Origin of the sequence: Sphingobium fluminis (assembly GCF_037723805.1) — a bacterium.
Taxonomy (GTDB): Bacteria; Pseudomonadota; Alphaproteobacteria; order Sphingomonadales; family Sphingomonadaceae; genus Sphingobium.
Map to the genome: position 1 here is coordinate 475706 of NZ_JBBJUK010000003.1, position 16927 is coordinate 492632.

Annotated in this window: 12 protein-coding genes; 7 read left to right on the top strand and 5 right to left on the bottom strand. The window is 64.5% G+C overall.

From position 1 onward, the window contains the following. Positions 1-57: 57 nt before the first annotated feature. Both WG907_RS11645 and WG907_RS11650 read left to right on the top strand, forming a co-directional pair. Positions 58-1308 (top strand): lipoprotein-releasing ABC transporter permease subunit, encoded by a 1251-nt coding sequence (locus tag WG907_RS11645; protein ID WP_340232933.1) that lies wholly within the window; start codon positions 58-60, stop codon positions 1306-1308. After that, positions 1301-1990 (top strand): ABC transporter ATP-binding protein, encoded by a 690-nt coding sequence (locus WG907_RS11650; RefSeq protein ID WP_340232934.1) that lies wholly within the window; start codon positions 1301-1303, stop codon positions 1988-1990. Before WG907_RS11645 ends, WG907_RS11650 begins: the two co-directional genes overlap by 8 nt. Here WG907_RS11650 and WG907_RS11655 read toward each other — a convergent pair. Next, positions 1976-3784: a diguanylate cyclase gene (locus WG907_RS11655; protein WP_340233065.1), complete on the bottom strand. Its 1809-nt coding sequence runs from the start codon at positions 3782-3784 to the stop codon at positions 1976-1978. The two genes, WG907_RS11650 and WG907_RS11655, sit on opposite strands and share 15 nt — an antisense overlap. Positions 3785-3929: 145 nt before the next feature. On the opposite strand from WG907_RS11655, the gene dnaE reads away from it, so the two are divergent. Next, entirely contained in the window at positions 3930-7472 is a 3543-nt protein-coding gene (gene dnaE / locus WG907_RS11660; protein ID WP_340232935.1) for a DNA polymerase III subunit alpha, read from the top strand. Positions 7473-7730: 258 nt separating this feature from the next. Here dnaE and WG907_RS11665 read toward each other — a convergent pair whose 3' ends face one another. The 4 genes from WG907_RS11665 to WG907_RS11680 are packed head-to-tail and all read right to left on the bottom strand — an operon-like array spanning position 7731 to position 11896. Then, complete coding sequence (locus tag WG907_RS11665) at positions 7731-8798, bottom strand: PA0069 family radical SAM protein (RefSeq protein WP_340232936.1); 1068 nt, start codon at positions 8796-8798, stop codon at positions 7731-7733. 46 nt (positions 8799-8844) lie between these two features. Beyond that, positions 8845-9372: a molybdenum cofactor biosynthesis protein B gene (moaB, locus tag WG907_RS11670; protein WP_340232938.1), complete on the bottom strand. Its 528-nt coding sequence runs from the start codon at positions 9370-9372 to the stop codon at positions 8845-8847. Continuing rightward, the gene (locus WG907_RS11675; RefSeq protein ID WP_340232939.1) at positions 9372-11159 is read right to left on the bottom strand and encodes a lytic transglycosylase domain-containing protein; all 1788 of its coding nucleotides are present in this window, start codon (positions 11157-11159) and stop codon (positions 9372-9374) included. Before WG907_RS11675 ends, moaB begins: the two co-directional genes overlap by 1 nt. Further along, positions 11156-11896 (bottom strand): uracil-DNA glycosylase family protein, encoded by a 741-nt coding sequence (locus tag WG907_RS11680; protein WP_340232940.1) that lies wholly within the window; start codon positions 11894-11896, stop codon positions 11156-11158. The genes WG907_RS11675 and WG907_RS11680 overlap by 4 nt, the downstream gene beginning before the upstream one ends. 130 nt (positions 11897-12026) lie before the next feature. Between WG907_RS11680 and WG907_RS11685 the strand changes: the two genes are divergently transcribed. From WG907_RS11685 to WG907_RS11700, 4 genes are read left to right on the top strand one after another with little or no spacing between them, the layout of a single operon-like run. Continuing rightward, positions 12027-13679, top strand: a complete 1653-nt coding sequence (locus WG907_RS11685) for an electron transfer flavoprotein-ubiquinone oxidoreductase (protein ID WP_340232941.1) — start codon at positions 12027-12029, stop codon at positions 13677-13679. Between the two features lie 19 nt (positions 13680-13698). After that, on the top strand, positions 13699-15321 hold the full coding sequence (locus WG907_RS11690; RefSeq protein ID WP_340233067.1) for a tetratricopeptide repeat protein: 1623 nt from the start codon (positions 13699-13701) through the stop codon (positions 15319-15321). Next, complete coding sequence (locus WG907_RS11695; RefSeq protein ID WP_340232942.1) at positions 15308-16204, top strand: 4-(cytidine 5'-diphospho)-2-C-methyl-D-erythritol kinase; 897 nt, start codon at positions 15308-15310, stop codon at positions 16202-16204. The genes WG907_RS11690 and WG907_RS11695 overlap by 14 nt, the downstream gene beginning before the upstream one ends. After that, positions 16201-16917, top strand: coding sequence for an N-formylglutamate amidohydrolase (locus WG907_RS11700; RefSeq protein WP_340232943.1), 717 nt, complete (start codon positions 16201-16203; stop codon positions 16915-16917). The genes WG907_RS11695 and WG907_RS11700 overlap by 4 nt, the downstream gene beginning before the upstream one ends. The last annotated feature ends 10 nt before the right edge of the window (positions 16918-16927 follow it).

The window sequence follows — 16927 nt, forward strand, 5'->3', positions numbered from 1 at the left end:
CCTAGACCCTGCTAGACGGTTCCGCGAACCCGAGACCAAAAGGCCGTTCGCCCGCCTATGATTCTTTCCCGTTACGAACGCATGATCGCCAAGCGCTATCTGCTGCCCGGCAAGGGCGAGGGCTTCATCTTCCTGGTCGCCGGCATCAGCCTTGCCGCCGTCATGCTGGGCGTTGCCGCGCTGATCATCGTCATGAGCGTCATGAACGGCTTCCGCGCGGAACTGTTCGACAAGATCGTCGGCCTCAATGGCCATGCGGTGGTGCAGGGCTATGGCGGGCGGCTCCCTGAATGGAAGTCCGTGCTGCGCGAAGCGAGGGCGACGCCGGGCGTCACCAGCGCTACGCCGATGATCGAGCAGCCACTGCTGGCGACATTCCAGGGCCGCGTGGAGGCGATCCTCGTGCGCGGCATGACCGTTGGCGACATCCGCACGAACAAGACGCTCAAGGCGAAGGTTGTCGCCGGCAGCCTGAACAATCTGACTGCGAATGACGGCAAGGTCGGGATCGGCGCAAGGCTGGCGGAAAATCTGGGAATCCAGCTCGGCGACAGCATCACCATCATCAACCCGGCCGGCCGCTCGACCCCGTTCGGCACGGTGCCAAGGCAGGTCGCCTATCAGGTCGGTGCGATCTTCGAAGTCGGCATCTATGATTATGACAAGGCCTTCGTCGTCATGCCGATGGAGGATGCGCAGACGCTGCTGCTGCTGGGCGATGTCGTCGGCATGATCGAAGTGGAGACCGTCGACGCCGACCGGGTTGGCGCGATCCTCGAACCATTGGCGGGGAAGGTCGCGGGCCGCGCGGTCGTGACCGACTGGCGTCAGATGAACGCCAGCCTGTTCGAGGCGCTGGCGGTGGAGCGGGTCGCGATGTTCGTGGTCCTGTCGATCATCGTGCTGGTGGCGGTGTTCAACATATTGTCGTCGCTCATCATGCTGGTGCGCGCGAAAACCCGCGATATCGCGATCCTGCGCACGATGGGGGCGAGCCGCAGTGGTCTCGTCAAGATCTTCATGACGGTCGGCGTCACCATCGGCGCGCTCGGCATGGCGGCGGGCCTGGTGCTTGGCTTCACCTTCCTCTTTTTCCGCCAAGGGATCGTGAACGCGATTCAATATGTGACGGGCCAGAATCTCTGGGACCCTTCGATCCGCTTCCTGACCGAACTGCCGGCCCAGGCCGACCCGGTTGAAATCACGACCATCTGCGTCATGGCGCTGGTCTTCAGCTTCCTCGCCACGCTGTACCCGGCCTTCAAGGCGGCCAATACCGATCCCGTGCAGGTGCTGCGTTATGAATGACATCCTCAAAGTCACCGGGCTCGCGCGCAGTTTTACGCAGGGCGGCGTCACCATCGACGTCTTGCGCGGCATCGACCTGACCGTGGCGCCGGGTGAGATCGTTGCGCTGCTCGGACCGTCGGGATCGGGCAAGTCGACCCTGTTGCAGGCGGTCGGCCTGCTGGAGGGCGGTTTCGACGGATCGATCCGGATCAACGGCGAAGAAGCGGCAAAGCTGGACAATGACGGGCGCACGCGGCTGCGTCGCGACGCCTTGGGCTTCGTCTATCAATTTCACCATCTGCTGCCCGATTTCAGCGCGACCGAAAATGTCATCCTGCCGCAGGTGATTCGCGATGTGGACATGTCCGCCGCGCGCGCGCGGGCGCAATCCCTGCTGTCATCGCTCGGCCTCGGCCACAGGCTCGATCACCGGCCCAGCCAGTTGTCCGGCGGCGAGCAGCAGCGCGTGGCGGTGGCGCGCGCGCTGGCCAATCGGCCGGCGCTGGTGCTGGCGGACGAACCGACCGGCAATCTGGACGAGCGCACGGCGGACGTGGTGCTTGCGGAGTTTCTGCGACTGGTGCGGGAAGAAGGCTCCGCCGCGCTGGTCGCGACGCATAATGAACGGCTCGCGGCCAAAATGGACCGCGTCGTCCGCCTGCATGAAGGCTTGCTGGAAGAGGCGTCAGGCCACCGCTGATTCGCTCGCGCGGGTCGCCGCGATGGCGATCTGGTCACGGCCCTGCGCCTTGGCGCGCAGCAAGGCCGCGTCGGCGGTCTGCACCAGCGCTTCGGCGCGGCCATGATCGGGGAAGCTGGCGAGGCCGAAGGACGCCGTGACCTGTCCCAGTTCCTTGCCCTGATGTTCGACCTTTAGTTGCTGGATCTGCTGCTGCACCTGTCGCGCCCGCGTCAGTGCCTGGCCCAGATCGAAGCCGGGCATAAGCAGCACGAACTCCTCGCCTCCCAGTCGAAACGCATGATCATGCTCGCGCAGCGATTCGCGCAATACCTCGCCGACCGCCCGCAACACGGCGTCGCCCGCGTCATGGCCGTAGCTGTCGTTGAACCGCTTGAAATGGTCGATGTCGATCATCAGGCAACTGAAGGGGGTCCGGTTGCGTTCGGCCTCGCTGGCTTGCGCGGTCATGACCGCGTCGAACTGCCGCCGGTTGGCAAGGCCCGTCAGCGCATCCGCCATCGCCATTTCGCGCAACACGTCGCGCAGGCGCAGATTGGCAAGCGCCAGACCGATATTTTCCGCCAGCATTTCGAGATATTTTTCCGTCCGGTTCAGTTGCTCCGCGCTGAAATCGCCCGGCAGTTCGAAATAGAGCAGGCCGATACTTTCTCCCTGTGCGGCGAGCGGGATGCAGATGGTGGAAATCGCGGCCTGGCCGTCGAGATGATCGCAGGGAATGTCGATCATCTCCCCGGCCGGCTTGTGCGTCTGGCCCCGGCGCAGGCCCCAGCATGACGATGGCGGGAACATCTCGCGCGACTGGACCGGGTTCAGCCAGTCGCAGGCCTGATGCATCGCATTGCGCCGGGCGTCGTAAATATAGAGGCGACCAGGGAAAGCCGGCGCGATTTCCGGCGCAAAGCGGCGGACGATGTCGACCAGATCGGCTGTGCTGTCGCACCCCTGCAAGCGCTGGGTCAGGCGCGAGAGGAGATCGCGCATCCTGTGATCCGCGTCCCGCTCCTGTTCCAGCCGCTGCCGCTCCAGCCCGTTTTCGCGGAAGATGCGGATCGCCTGCGCCATGTCGCCGATTTCGTCCACCTGCGCGAACTCTGGCGGAATGGCCGCAAAATCCTGCGCGGCGAGGCGCGTCACCACATCGCTCAGGCGAACGACCGGGCGAAGAATGCGCTGTTTCAGGATGAAATAGAGGACGCACAGGAACAGCAGGGCGGTCGCCCCGAGCATGAATTCTGACACCCGTCGCCACTGACGCGCCGATTCCGTGGCGCGTTTGACGACCGTTTCGGTGCGCTGGTCCAGCATATATTGGAACTTGCCGATCTGGGACACGATGCGATCCAGTTCGCGGCCATATTCATCGCCGAACAGGATCGTCCGCGCAGTCTGGTCGTCACCCCTCTGAGCCGCCTTGATCGCCGCATCCTGTTCGTCGTTGAGCGCATCAGCCCAGTGCAGCGCCTGATGGATCGCGCCCAACTCGCTCTGATTGGCGCCGGCGTCCTTCAGATGCGCGAGACGGGCTTCGACCGATCGAAACTCCGCTTTTTCGCGGCGATAGGCAATGACATGGCTAGGGTCTCGCGTGATGACGAACCCGCGCGCCTGCTCGGTCTCGCGAAGGACATCTTCCTCCAGCGTCGCGGTCAGTTGATCGAACGTCGCGCGTTGTTCCACGGCGGCGCGCTCGCGTTCCTCCGCACCCGAAGCCAGCAACATCGTGGTGCCCGAAGCCAGCGTCAGCACGACGGTCGCGCCATAGGCCCAGTTGGTGATCGTCGACAAACGCATGGTGGGCACAGGCTAGCCGCAATGTCTTGGCAATTGCTTAAACCTGGACTCGAATGGGATCGGTCGGTCCGCTCGCCTCACTCCATCCACAGCTTTTCACGGGCAGGGGCTAGCCATGGGCCGGCTCAGCCGGATATGCGGGGTTATGTCCCACGCTTCCTTCGTCCCGCTGCGCGTCTTTTCGTGTTATACCATGCTAGACGGAGCGATCGAGCCCAAGGCGATCGCCAAGCAGGCCAAGGCGCTCGGATTTCCCGCTGTCGGGCTGACCGACCGCAACGGCCTCTATGCGGCGATGGCTTTTTCCGATGCCTGCAAGGGCGATGGCGTGCAGCCGATCGTCGGCGCGATGCTCGGCATTGCCCGGCCCGACCGCCCGGCCAACGCGCCTGCGGTTCATGATTGGCTGGCGCTTTATGCGCAGGATGAGGCCGGATATGACAATCTGTGCCAGCTCGTTTCCATGGCGCATCTGGATCGGCCGATCGAGGAACCGCCCCATGTCGATATGGCGATGCTGGAGGGGCGCACGAACGGACTGATCGCGCTGACCGCCGGGGGGGAGGGTGCGCTGGCGCGCCTTTTCGCCGAGGACCAGCCGGATGCGGCGATGGCCTATTCGGCGCGGCTCGAAGCCCTGTTTCCAGACCGTCTCTATGTCGAGATTTGCCGCCGGCTCGACCCGGTCGAGGGCAAGGCGGAACCGCATCTGCTCGATCTCGCCTATGCGCGCGACCTACCGCTGGTCGCCACCAACCCGACCTGTTTTACCGAACCGCATTTTCATCCCGCGCATGACGTCATGCTCTGCATCGCCGAAAGCGCCTATATCGAGACGGCCGATCGCAAGACCAGTTCGCCCGATGCATGGATGAAGCCGGCGGCCGAAATGCGGCGGCTGTTCGACGATCTCCCCGAAGCGATCGCTAACACGATAATCGTGGCGCAGCGCTGCGCCGTCGCCGCCCCCAAGCGCAAGCCGATCCTGCCAAGCCTCGCCGGCGATATCGAGGGGGAGGCGCGAATGCTGCGCGATCAGGCCAGCGCCGGGCTGGACGCGCGGCTGGCGAAGCTCGGCATTATCGACGATGCTGCGCGCCAGCCCTATCTCGATCGCCTGAGGTTCGAAACCGACATCATCATCCAGATGGGCTTTCCCGGCTATTTCCTGATCGTTGCCGACTTCATCCGCTGGGCCAAGGAACATGATATTCCGGTCGGGCCCGGCCGTGGCTCGGGCGCGGGTTCGGTCGTCGCCTGGGCGCTGACCATCACGGATCTCGATCCGCTGCAACTTGGGCTGCTGTTCGAACGCTTCCTCAATCCCGAGCGCGTGTCGATGCCCGATTTCGACATCGATTTCTGCGAAACCCGGCGCGGTGAAGTGATCCGCTACGTCCAGCAGAAATATGGCACCGATCACGTCGCGCAGATCATCACCTTCGGAAAGCTCAAGGCGCGCGCGGTTCTCAAGGACACCGGCCGCGTCCTCCAGATGAGCTATGGCCAGGTCGACCGCCTCGCCAAACTGGTGCCCAATCATCCGACCGACCCGTGGACGCTCGAACGCTCGCTGAACGGCGTCGCGGAATTTCGCGCCGAATATGATAATGACGCGCAAGTAAAGCGGCTCATCGATTATGCGATGAAGCTGGAAGGCCTGCCGCGTCACAGCTCGACCCATGCCGCCGGCGTGGTCATCGGCGACCGGCCCTTGCAGCAACTCGTGCCGCTATACCGCGACCCCCGCTCGGATATGCCGGTCACCCAGTTCGATATGAAATATGTCGAAGGGGCGGGCCTCGTGAAATTCGACTTTCTGGGTCTCAAGACCTTGTCGGTGCTGCAAAAGGCCGTTCAGTTGCTCGCGGGTCGCGGCGTGGGCATCGATCTTGAAAGCCTTAGCTGGGACGATCCGGCGGTCTATGAACTGCTCCAGCGCGGCGACACGGTCGGCGTATTCCAGCTGGAATCGGAAGGCATGCGCAAAACGCTGGCGGCGGTGAAGCCGACCAATTTCGGCGACATCATCGCGCTGGTTTCGCTCTATCGCCCTGGCCCCATGGACAATATTCCGATGTTCGGCCGCCGCAAGAATGGCGCGGAAGATATTGAATATCCGCATATATTGCTCAAGCCGATCCTGGAAGAAACCTATGGCATCTTCGTCTATCAGGAACAGGTGATGCAGGCGGCGCAGATCCTCGCGGGCTATTCGCTGGGCGATGCCGACCTGTTACGTCGCGCCATGGGCAAGAAGGTGAAGGCCGAGATGGACGCGCAGCGGTCGCGCTTCGTCGAGGGATGCGCGGCAAGCGATATCAAGCCCGCAAAGGCGAATGAACTGTTCGATTTGATCGACAAATTCGCCGGCTATGGCTTCAACAAGAGTCACGCCGCCGCCTACGCCCTGCTCGCCTACCAGACGGCTTGGCTGAAGGCCCATTACCCCGCCGAATTCTATGCCGCGTCGATGGCCTTCGACATCCATCTGACCGACAAGCTGACCGTGTTCGTCGACGACATGCGCCGCATGGGGCTGACCTGCCTCGCGCCCGATATCAACCGCAGCGAAGCCGATTTCTCGGTCGAGTCGATCGATCATGAAGGCGAGGATTCACGCCTGGGCTTTGCGGTTCGTTATGCGCTCGGCGGCCTGAAAGGCGTGGGCGAAAAGGCGATGGAACAGCTCGTGTCCGAACGGGAGGTGGGCGGACCGTTCAAGACGCTGGACGATTTCGCCGACCGCATCGAACCACGGCTGCTCAACCGCCGGCAGCTCGAAAGCCTCGCGGCGGCGGGCGCGTTCGACGGCGTTCATGCCGATCGGGCGGGCGTTCATGCGGCGGCTGAAACGATCCTTTCGGTGGCCTCCAGCAATGCGCAGGCGCGGGAGAGCGGACAGGGCGGCTTGTTCGGCGACGCGCAAACGCCCCATGCCGACGTTCGCATCCCGCCGCATACGGCCTGGTCCGTCGCCGACCGCATGGCGCAGGAAAAGGACGCGTTCGGCTTTTACTTTTCTGCCCATCCGGTCGATCGCTACCGGCATCTCGCCGAGGCGCGGGGCGCGAAAAGCTATGGTGTGATTTGCGCGCAACCTATGGGAATGCCCAATGCCGAAGGGCGCGTGAATGCGATCATGGCGGCGATGGTCGAGGATGTGCGCTGGCGGGAGACCAAGCGCGGTGCGCGCTATGCCAACGCCACCTTTTCCGACCAGAGCGGCCAGTTTCAGGCCAGTTGTTTCGAAGAGGATGCCTGCAAGGCGATAGAGGAGATGGCACGCGAAGGCGAATGCGCGCTGTTGCTGGTCGAACTGGACCGCCTGCCCGGCGAAGAGACACCCCGCGTCACCGTGCGCGGGGTCGAACCGTTCCGCCAGATCGCCAGCGCGTCGCGCATGGAGTTGGTGCTGGATGCGGTCGACCCGATGGCGGTCGCCTCTCTCGCGCGCTTACTCTCCGCCAGCCGGGGCGGACGCAGCGAAATATTCCTGCGCGCTCCGATCGGAAGCGGCAGGGCGGCGCGCATTTTTCTGGGCGACGATTTTGCCATCGGGGCGGATCAGGTCGATGCGCTGTCGACGATAGCAGGCATCGCCGTCCACAGTTTCGAACGAATGGACGCCAAGGCCGATGGCTATAAGACGCGCAACCGGCGATCGAGCATGCGACTGGTGGGGTGAGATGATCTCTTGTCTGGCGTCTCTGCCGGGCAATGTGGGGCTAAGTCGATAGGCTCCCGCGGCCGGTCGGCATTCAGCATATTCCCTTTATTTCGCGCAGAGGCGCAGAGGAGGCGGAGGGAGGCTGATCCTGGTAATCAGATCGAAGCTTTCTGTGGCACATGCGACCGAAAGCAGAACAGGCTGCGCCGGGAAGGCCATCTCCGCGTCCTCCGCGCCTCCGCGCGATCAAACTTTCTCGCAGACCGGCTCGATAATTCAGAATAATCGCATCTGCGCGCTCTCCGGCGGGCGGAACAGGTCCGTTCGCAGGATCAGCCGCTCGCCGGTAAAGCCGGCTTTCTTCCGCGCCTTGACGAAGCGCGTCCTGATAAGGTCGGCCCACACGCCTTGTCCCCGCATCCGCGTGCCGAAATCGGGATCATTGTCGCGCCCGCCGCGCATGTCGCGGATGATCGCCATCACCTTGGCCGCGCGATCGGGATAATGTTCGTCCAGCCAGGCCCGAAACAGCGGCGCGACCTCATGGGGCAGGCGCACCGGGATATAGGTGACCTCGCGCGCACCGGCCTGTGCGGCGCGCGCGACCAGCGACTCGATCTCATGATCGGTGATGCCCGGCACCACAGGCGAAATGCTCACAACGACAGGCACCCCCGCCGCTGCCAGTTTTTCCACCGCAGCGATCCGTCGCTGCGGATGCGGTGCGCGCGGTTCCATGGTACGTGCGATCTTTGCATCCAGCGATGTGAGGGAAAGCATCACCGAAACAAGCTGGTCGCGGGCAAGATCGGCCAACAGGTCGATGTCACGCAAGATGCGGTCCGACTTGGTGGTGATGAAGGTCGGGTGTCGGCATTCGACCAGCAATTCCAGAATCCGCCGCGTGATCCGCCAATCCTTCTCGATCGGCTGGTAGGGATCGGTATTGGTCCCCATGGCGATCGGCGCGGCGACATAGCGTTGCCTGGAAAGCTCGGCCCGCAGTAAAGCCGCCCCGTCGGGCTTGGCGAACAGCCTGGTCTCGAAATCGAGGCCGGGCGACAGATCATGATAGGCGTGGGTCGGGCGCGCAAAACAGTAGATGCAGCCATGCTCGCAGCCCCGATAGGCATTTATCGATTGGCTGAACCCGATATCCGGCGAACTGTTGCGGGTCAGGATAGTGCGTGGGCGTTCCACCATCACTTCGGTGCGGCGGGGCGGCGGGAGGTCATCCCGATCCGATAACGCGTCGAGCCAGTCGCCATCCACCTGTCGCTCGGACAGGTTGAAGCGCCGGCTGGTCCCGTTCAGCGTCGCGCCTCTGCCCTTCTCCACAGCCATGCGCTATTAGAACATAAGAAGAACATTTGCGCAAGGCGTGGGATCATCAGCGCTCGTTGAGGCGGGGCATCAATTCAACGAAGTTGCACGGCCGAAAGCGACTGTCGAGCTGGTGCGCCAATATGCCGTCCCACGCGTCCTTCACCGCGCCGGTCGAGCCGGGCAGCGCAAATATATAGGTGCCGCGCGCGACGCAGGCGGTCGCCCGCGACTGGATGGTCGACGTGCCGATGCTCTGATAGCTCAGCCAGCGGAACAGCTCGCCAAAGCCCGGAATTTCCTTGTCCTGCACCTGCGCCAGCGCTTCGGGGGTGATGTCACGGCCGGTGACGCCCGTGCCGCCGGTCGTGATGATGACGTCGACCTGCGGATCGTCGATCCACGCATGCAGCCGGGCGACGATGGCCGCGCGCTCGTCCCGCTCGATATAGCGATCGGCCAGGATATGCCCCGCCGCCTCGATCCGTTCGACCAGCGAGTCGCCGGATCGGTCATCCGCTGCGGTTCGGCTGTCGGACACCGTCAGCACCGCGATCCGAACGGGCAGAAACGCGCGCGACTCGTCGATTGGCATCAGTCGGAACCACCAGAACCGCCGCCCAGACCACCGGCGCGGCTCAGCCGAACCAGCTTCACGCCCTTCGCGCCGGGGAAGGTGGGCCACATGCCCTGCGCCATGCCGGTCAGGCAGTCGGCCGTACCCTTCGCCTGAATCTGGTACATCCAGTAGTTGCGCATCACGATGTTCACATAGGCGCGCGTCTCATAATAGGGCAGCGATTCGATGAACAGCAGCGGATCGCCATTGTCGTGCACTTCGGTGGCCCACCGCTGTACCGGCAGCGGCCCGGCATTATAGGCGGCCATCACCTTGGGCAGCAAGCCGCCGGTCGCGCCCATGTCGCGCAGTCGCTCAAGATAGCGCTGGCCATATTCCATATTGGTCGACGGTACGAACAATTGCGCTGCGGACGAAAGACCCATGTCACCGCCGGTGCCGGGCATCACCTGCATCAGGCCGCGCGCGCCGGCGCTGCTGACCGCATTGGCGCGGAAACCCGATTCCTGAAGCGCATGGGCGAAAACGAGCGATGGATCGACGCGCCATCCGCCATCGGGCCTCCAATCGGGCGCGGGGAATCGGGCGAAGCTTTCCGGTTGCTTGCCCGCAGGCCCGTTATGCGCGAGCCACAACTGGGTTTCTGGCAGGTTGAGCGCCGATGCGAGACGGAGCAGGGCATCATATTGGCCCGTGCCGCCGATTTTCGCCTGATAGCGTAAAACTTCGTCGGCGCGCGCTGTTTCGCCGATCGCCGATAGCGCAATCGCGGCGCGAACATTGGGGCTGTCTTTCAGCGCCTGCCACTGAGCGCCACCAAAACGGGGGGCGTTGACCCCACCGCCAAGCGGCATGCCCAATGTTTCACGCGCCAGCAGGCCGTAAAAGGTTTCGTCGGATCGAGCGGCAAGACGCAGCAGGCTTTCGACCTTTTCCGGCTGGCCGCACGCCATATAGGCGCGCGACGCCCAATAGGCCCCGGCGGCCCGCATGTCGGCGTCACCGGCCAGCGCCGCGACGCTGGCAAAGGCCGGTGCGGCTGCACGGCAATCATTCTGCCGCCACGATGCAAGGCCCGTGGTCCAGTGCGCCTGCACCGCCCAGTCGCCGCCGGTTTGCGTTTCCAGCGCGCGCGCCGCCAAACGGCGCGCGTTGCCATCGTCATTTTCGATATAATAGGCCCATGCGACGCGCTGGCGCACTTCCGTCAGCCCTTCGGGCGTCAGGCCCGTTTCGCCGCTGGTCAGCAGGGCTTCCGCGCCGACCGGATTGTCGGCCTTGATGAAGGGCTGCATCTGACCGACGACAGCCTGCGCCAGCATATCGGTCTTCGTCGCCTGCACATATTGGCGGCGCGGCGCGGCGCCTAGCCACACCATCTTCTGAATCTGGGGCAGGACTGGCAGGATCGTCGCGCCGCGCTTCTCGGCGAGACGCGACAGTTGATCGGCCTTGGGCAGCCAGGCCGCCTTGTTGGCGAGTTCGAGCAAGTCGAACAGTTCTGCCCGGGGCGACCCCTTGGCGAGGAAGAGTTCCGACAAGGCGAGCGGACGCATCGGGTCTTTTTCGTCCAGCGCCGCGATCATCGTCCGCGCCTCGGCCCACTGCTGCGCGCGCAGCGCCGCAAAGATCGCGCCATAGCGCGCCTTGTCGCCATCGCCCAGCTGGAGCGGGGATGCCGATGCCGACGGCAGCGCAGCGACAAGCGGCGTTTCCGCATTCATGGCGCGGGCGGGCAGCGCGATCGCCGCCGTGAGGCTCAACAGGGTCAGGCAGGATAGACGGGCTGCGGCGCGAATCACTGGGGTGTTTCCTCGATCAGGCGTTGCAGGACCCGCCAGCATTCCGCCTTGGCCGCCGGCTGCGTCAGCAGCAGGCGCGGATGGAATGTGGCGACAGCAGACACATTGCCGCCCTTATGATTAAAGACGCGTAAACCATCGGCATCCGCCATGCCGATTCGGTCGTCATTCGTCGGCAACAGGGCACGGACCGTCCGATCGCCCAGAATCAGCAACCGGCGAGGGGCCGCAAGCGCAACATGCGCGGCCATGCGCGTTGCCGCATGATCGAGCTCCGCCGCCTCGACCATGCCGCCCGGCGGCCGGGACAGAAACAGCGACGCCAGATAAATGTCCGGGCGCTGAAATCCGATGGCTCGCAGCATCGCGTCGAACAGCGCCCCGGCGCGATCGACAAGCAGCGCACCGGCCGCGACGTCGGCGGTGTCGGGCATGTCCGTAACGATCATCAGGGGCGCGTTGACCGGCCCGCTGGGCAGGATCGGCGACCCCGGCCACCGCCGTTCGGGTTGCGCCGGATCGGAAACGATCCAGCGGTGGAACTCGGCGAGCGTGGACGGATCGTCCTGCGCTGGAGCGACGGGCAACCGCTCCCCGGCGCGGCGGATCTGCGCCGGAACGGCGCGTAACCAGTTCACCGCGGCCTCGTCGGTCGCGCTGTCCACGCCCGCGAGCGCCCACCACGCCACAAAGGCGTCGGCGGCCGCCGCCATATCATCCTGCACTGATCCCCGCATCGCTTTACCTAGGGCCAGAGGTTGACGACGTGGTCAAGAATCTTCATCGCACTGAATGGCAAAGCGTTTACAGGGTGCGGCGACCGGATGGGCTGAGGGACAGCCCTTCAATCGCCCCGATGGAGGAAATATGAGCGAACGGGAATCGATGCCCTATGACATCGTCATCGTCGGCGGCGGGCCGGCGGGGCTGTCGGCGGCCATCCGGCTGAAGCAGCTGGCCAACGACACCGGGCAGGAACTGGCCGTGTGCGTGCTCGAAAAGGGGTCGGAAATCGGCGCCCATATCCTGTCGGGCGCTGTCATCGATCCCAAAGCGCTGGACGAGTTGTTCCCGCAGTGGAAGGAAATGGGCTGTTCGCTCGCCGATGTGCCGGTGACCGACAATCAGCACTGGTTCCTGAGCAAAAGCGGCAAGATGGCGATGCCGCATATCGCGACGCCCGGTTTCATGCACAACAAGGGCACGTATACGGGCTCGCTCGGCAATCTGTGCCGCTGGCTCGCCGAACAGGCCGAAGGGCTGGGGGTCGAGATATTCCCCGGCTTCGCCGCTGCCGAAATCCTCTATAATGAAGATGGATCGGTCAAGGGCGTCGCGACCGGCGACATGGGCGTTGCGCGCGATGGCGAGCATAAGGGCGACTATCAGCCGGGCCTCGAACTCCACGCGAAATACACCTTCTTTGCCGAAGGCGCGCGCGGCCACCTGACCAAGATCATCAAGCGCCAGTTCGCGCTCGACGCCGATAGCGAGCCGCAGGTCTATGGCCTTGGCATGAAAGAGCTGTGGGACATCGATCCCGAACTGCACCAGCCGGGCCTCGTCATCCATACCCAGGGCTGGCCGCTGACCGATGCCTATGGCGGCGGGTTCCTCTATCACCAGGCGAACGGACAGGTCGCGCTCGGCTTCGTCGTGGGCCTCAGCTACCGCAACCCGCATCTCTATCCGTTCGAGGAATTCCAGCGCTGGAAACAGCATCCCTCGATCCGCAAATATCTGGAGGGTGGCCGGCGCGTCTCCTATGGCGCGCGCGTCATCAACGAGGGCGGCTGGCAGTCCGTGCCGAAGCTGGTCTTCCCCGGCGGCGTGCTGATCGGCTGTTCGGCGGGCTTCGTCAACGTGCCCCGGATCAAGGGCACGCATACCGCGATGAAGTCCGGCATGCTTGCCGCCGAAGCGGCGTTCGAAGCGATCCAGAACGAGCGCGCGCGCGACGTGCTCAACGAATATGAGGATCGCCTGCGGTCGAGCTGGATCGCCAAGGAATTGCAACTCGTCAAAAATGCCGAGCCGTTGCTGGCGAAGTTCGGCGGGACGATCGGCACCGTTCTGGCGGGCGTCGACATGTGGATGCGCACGCTCAAGATCGGCCTGCCGTTCACGATGAAGCACAAGCCCGACAGCGAGAAGATCTGGCGCAAGGATGCCTGCGCAAAGATCGACTATCCCAAGCCCGACGGCAAGATCAGCTTCGATCGCCTGTCGTCGGTGTTCCTGAGCAATACCAATCATGAGGAGGACCAGCCGGTCCATCTTCAGCTCAAGGACCCGGCGGTCCCGATCACTTATAATCTGCCCCTCTACGACGAGCCGGCGCAACGCTATTGCCCGGCGGGCGTCTATGAAATCGTTGGGCAGGAGGAAGGCGATCCGCGCTTTCAGATCAACGCCCAGAATTGCGTTCACTGCAAGACGTGCGACATCAAGGACCCGACCCAGAATATCAACTGGGTCGTGCCGGAAGGCGGCGGAGGACCGAATTATCCGAACATGTAAGCGACTGTTGCCTGCTGTCCTGCTGACGCTGCCGGTTCCCGCCGGCGCATCACTGGATGCGGGCGGCGCGCTTCATGCCTACGCCCGGGCGCGCCTCGCCGACAGCGATGGCGCGCTCGCACTGGCGGTCAGCAGTTATCGTGAAGCGCTCAGCCGCGATCCGGCCAGCCTCGTCACCGCGCGCCGCGCCTATTTTCAGGCCATGTTGAGCGGCGACATGGCACTCGCACTGAAATCGGCGGCTTTGCTCGACGCCAGCGGCTCGACTCCCCGCGACGCCAGCCTTCTCCGCTTGTGCGATGCGCTGATCCGCAGGGACTGGACCGGCGCAAGCCGTTTCGCCGACAGGGTTCAGGCCGAATCCAACTTCGCCTTCCTCGTGCCCGTCCTGCGGAGCTGGATCGCCCAGGGCCAGCGACAGATTGCGCCCATCACGCCCGACAGCAGCGATCGATTTGCAGCGCTGACCCAGCGCTACAGTGATGAACATGCAGCACTGCTGGCATTGGCGAACGGGGATACCCAAAAGGCGATTCCCGCAGTCGGGCGCGCGCTGACCCAGCGAAGCGGCGAGAGCGCGGGGATGCGCCTTTCCTTCGCGGCGCAACTTGCACAACAGGGTCGAAAAACGGACGCGCTGGCGCTGCTGCCACAGGATCAGGCGCGCTTCGCCGTCGCGCGCGCGGCCGTCGATCGCGGCGGCGGATCGCGCGATCAGGGCGCGCGCTTCTCCCCCCGGCAGGGCGTGTCCCGCCTGCTGGCTCGCCTCGCCCTCGACATCGCGTCGGATACGAGCGCCGGCAGCCTTGGCATGAGGCTGGCCCGGCTAGCTGTCTTCGCAGACCCGACGAGCGCCGAGGCACATATCGTCGCGGCCCGGCTGCTGACATTGGGCGGCTTGCCGGACGACGGTGCGGCCGAGGCGCGGCAGGTGAAGGCGACCGGCTGGTACGGCGCACTGGCGCAGGCCGAGCTGGTCGACGCGCTTGCCGCCTCCGGCGATAAAGATGGCGCGATCAGCCTCGCTCGCGCGCTTGCCGATGCGCCCGGCGCGGAAGCGGAGCGCTTCGTCCGTCTTGGCCGGCTACTGAGCGACGCACGGGATTTTGCCGGGGCAGCGGCCGCGTTCCACAGGGCGCAGGCTGGGTTTCCGACTGATGCGGTGCCATGGACGCTGCTGCTGTTCGAAGGCGGCGCGCTCGAACAAGGCGAACGCTGGGACGAGGCGCGTGCGGTGCTGGAGCGCGCCGCGACGCTGGCGCCAAACGAACCGATTATTCTCAACTATCTGGGCTATGCGCAGATCGAACGTCGCCAGAATATACCGGCCGCGCTCGAATTGTTGAAAAAGGCCAGCGCGCTCAAACCGCAGGACCCCTCGATCAGCGATTCGCTCGGCTGGGCGCAATTCGTCTCGGGCGATGTCGATGCGGCGCTGCCGGCGCTGGAGCGCGCCGCCGCCGGCGCCCCCGCCGACGTCACCATCAATGAGCATCTGGGCGACGCGCTCTGGGCGGCCGGGCGGCGCTATGAGGCGCGCTATGCCTGGATGGCGGCGTCGACGGATGCGGAGGGCGATGCGGCGACGCGGCTCGCGGCGAAGGCACGCGAGGGACTAAAGCCCGAACATGCAGCCCCCTGAGGTGAGGAGGGATCTGTTGGACGCTTTGCCCGACGAACATATCGAAACCGCCTATGCCAAGATCAATCTTGCGCTCCACGTCAGGGCGCGTCGTGCCGATGGCTATCATGCGATCGAGAGCCTGTTCGTCTTCGCCGAGGATGGCGATTGGCTGGCGGGCGTCCCGACCGATGATGGCGCGATCGACCTGACCATCGACGGGCCGTTCGGTGAAGGGCTGGGCGCGGGACAAGATAATCTGGTGATGCAGGCCGCGCGCGCGCTGCAATCCTATCTGGGCGAGCAGCGCGGCGCGGCCTTGCGCCTGACCAAGCGCCTTCCGGTCGCGTCCGGCATCGGCGGCGGATCGGCGGATGCGGCGGCGACCTTGCGCTTGCTGGCGCGGACATGGGACGTGCGCATCGACGCGAAGGAACTGGCGGCGCTCGCTCTCTCGCTGGGATCGGATGTGCCAGCCTGTGTCGCGAGCGTCACACAACTCGTGCGCGGGCGCGGGGAACTGCTGGAGATGCGGGATATCGAGGGGCTGACGCGCCGCCCGATCCTGCTGGTCAATCCCGGCGTAGCCGTCTCCACCGGCATCGTATTTGCGGGTTGGGACCGGATCGACCGGGGCGCGATGGACGCAACCAGCCTCGACGCGCTGATCGTCGGCGGCCGCAACGATCTGGAGGCTAGGGCGATGGCGCTTGCGCCGGAGATCGGCGCCGTTCTGGCGAAACTCCGGTCTGCCGCCGGAGTCAGGCTGGCGCGCATGTCGGGTTCCGGCGCAACCTGTTTCGCGCTGTTCGACGATCCGAAAGACGCAGCGCGCGCCGCAACGGCGTTGCGGCGCGATCGTCCGGCATGGTGGGTCATGGAAACGAGGATCAGGGCGGCATGAGCGAGGCTTTCACACTGATCGACGGCGGCGACGTCGATATCCTGATCATCGCGGACCACGCATCCGCCCATGTCCCGCCGGACATCGATCTCGGCATCGACCGGGCACTGCTCGGCGACCATATCGCGATCGATATCGGCGTGGCGGAGGTGAGCACATTGCTTGCCGGACAATTGGGCTGCACCGCGATCATGGGTGGCGTGTCTCGCCTCGTCATCGACCTCAATCGCGAGGAAGACGCGCCGGGCCTGTTGCCGGTGATGAGCGATGGCCATGCGATTCCGGGCAATCGTGATGCGATCCTTGCCGATCGGCTGACGCGCTTTCATCATCCCTATCACCACAAGATCACGCATGTGCTGGAGGGGATGGCGTCACCCTTTATCGTTTCGGTGCATAGTTTCACGCCCCGGCTGGCGAGCGACCCTGCGCAGGATCGGCCGTGGGACATTGGCATTCTTTACAATGAAGACGACCGGGCGGCGCGCATCGCCATCCCTCTGCTGGAAGCTGCCGGCCTGAAGGTCGGCGATCAGCTTCCCTATTCGGGCAAGCAGCTCAACGCGACCATGAACCGGCATGCCGAAAGCAATGGCATCCCTTATCTCGGTATTGAGATGCGCCAGGACAGGGTCAGCGATCTAGCCGGGCAGCGCCGCTTCGCCGGCATATTGGGGCCGATCATATTGGCATGCCGCCTTGCGATCGCGTGACGAACCTATG

Bases quoted from the DNA above. Each gene is read 5' to 3' on its own strand.
- WG907_RS11685 (WP_340232941.1), top strand. From the start codon at position 12,027: ATGAGCGAACGGGAATCGATGCCCTATGACATCGTCATCGTCGGCGGC.
- WG907_RS11650 (WP_340232934.1), top strand. From the start codon at position 1,301: ATGAATGACATCCTCAAAGTCACCGGGCTCGCGCGCAGTTTTACGCAG.
- WG907_RS11665 (WP_340232936.1), bottom strand. From the start codon at position 8,798: ATGGCTGTGGAGAAGGGCAGAGGCGCGACGCTGAACGGGACCAGCCGG.
- WG907_RS11700 (WP_340232943.1), top strand. From the start codon at position 16,201: ATGAGCGAGGCTTTCACACTGATCGACGGCGGCGACGTCGATATCCTG.
- moaB (WP_340232938.1), bottom strand. From the start codon at position 9,372: ATGCCAATCGACGAGTCGCGCGCGTTTCTGCCCGTTCGGATCGCGGTG.
- dnaE (WP_340232935.1), top strand. From the start codon at position 3,930: ATGTCCCACGCTTCCTTCGTCCCGCTGCGCGTCTTTTCGTGTTATACC.
- WG907_RS11695 (WP_340232942.1), top strand. From the start codon at position 15,308: ATGCAGCCCCCTGAGGTGAGGAGGGATCTGTTGGACGCTTTGCCCGAC.
- WG907_RS11655 (WP_340233065.1), bottom strand. From the start codon at position 3,784: ATGCGTTTGTCGACGATCACCAACTGGGCCTATGGCGCGACCGTCGTG.
- WG907_RS11680 (WP_340232940.1), bottom strand. From the start codon at position 11,896: ATGCGGGGATCAGTGCAGGATGATATGGCGGCGGCCGCCGACGCCTTT.
- WG907_RS11645 (WP_340232933.1), top strand. From the start codon at position 58: ATGATTCTTTCCCGTTACGAACGCATGATCGCCAAGCGCTATCTGCTG.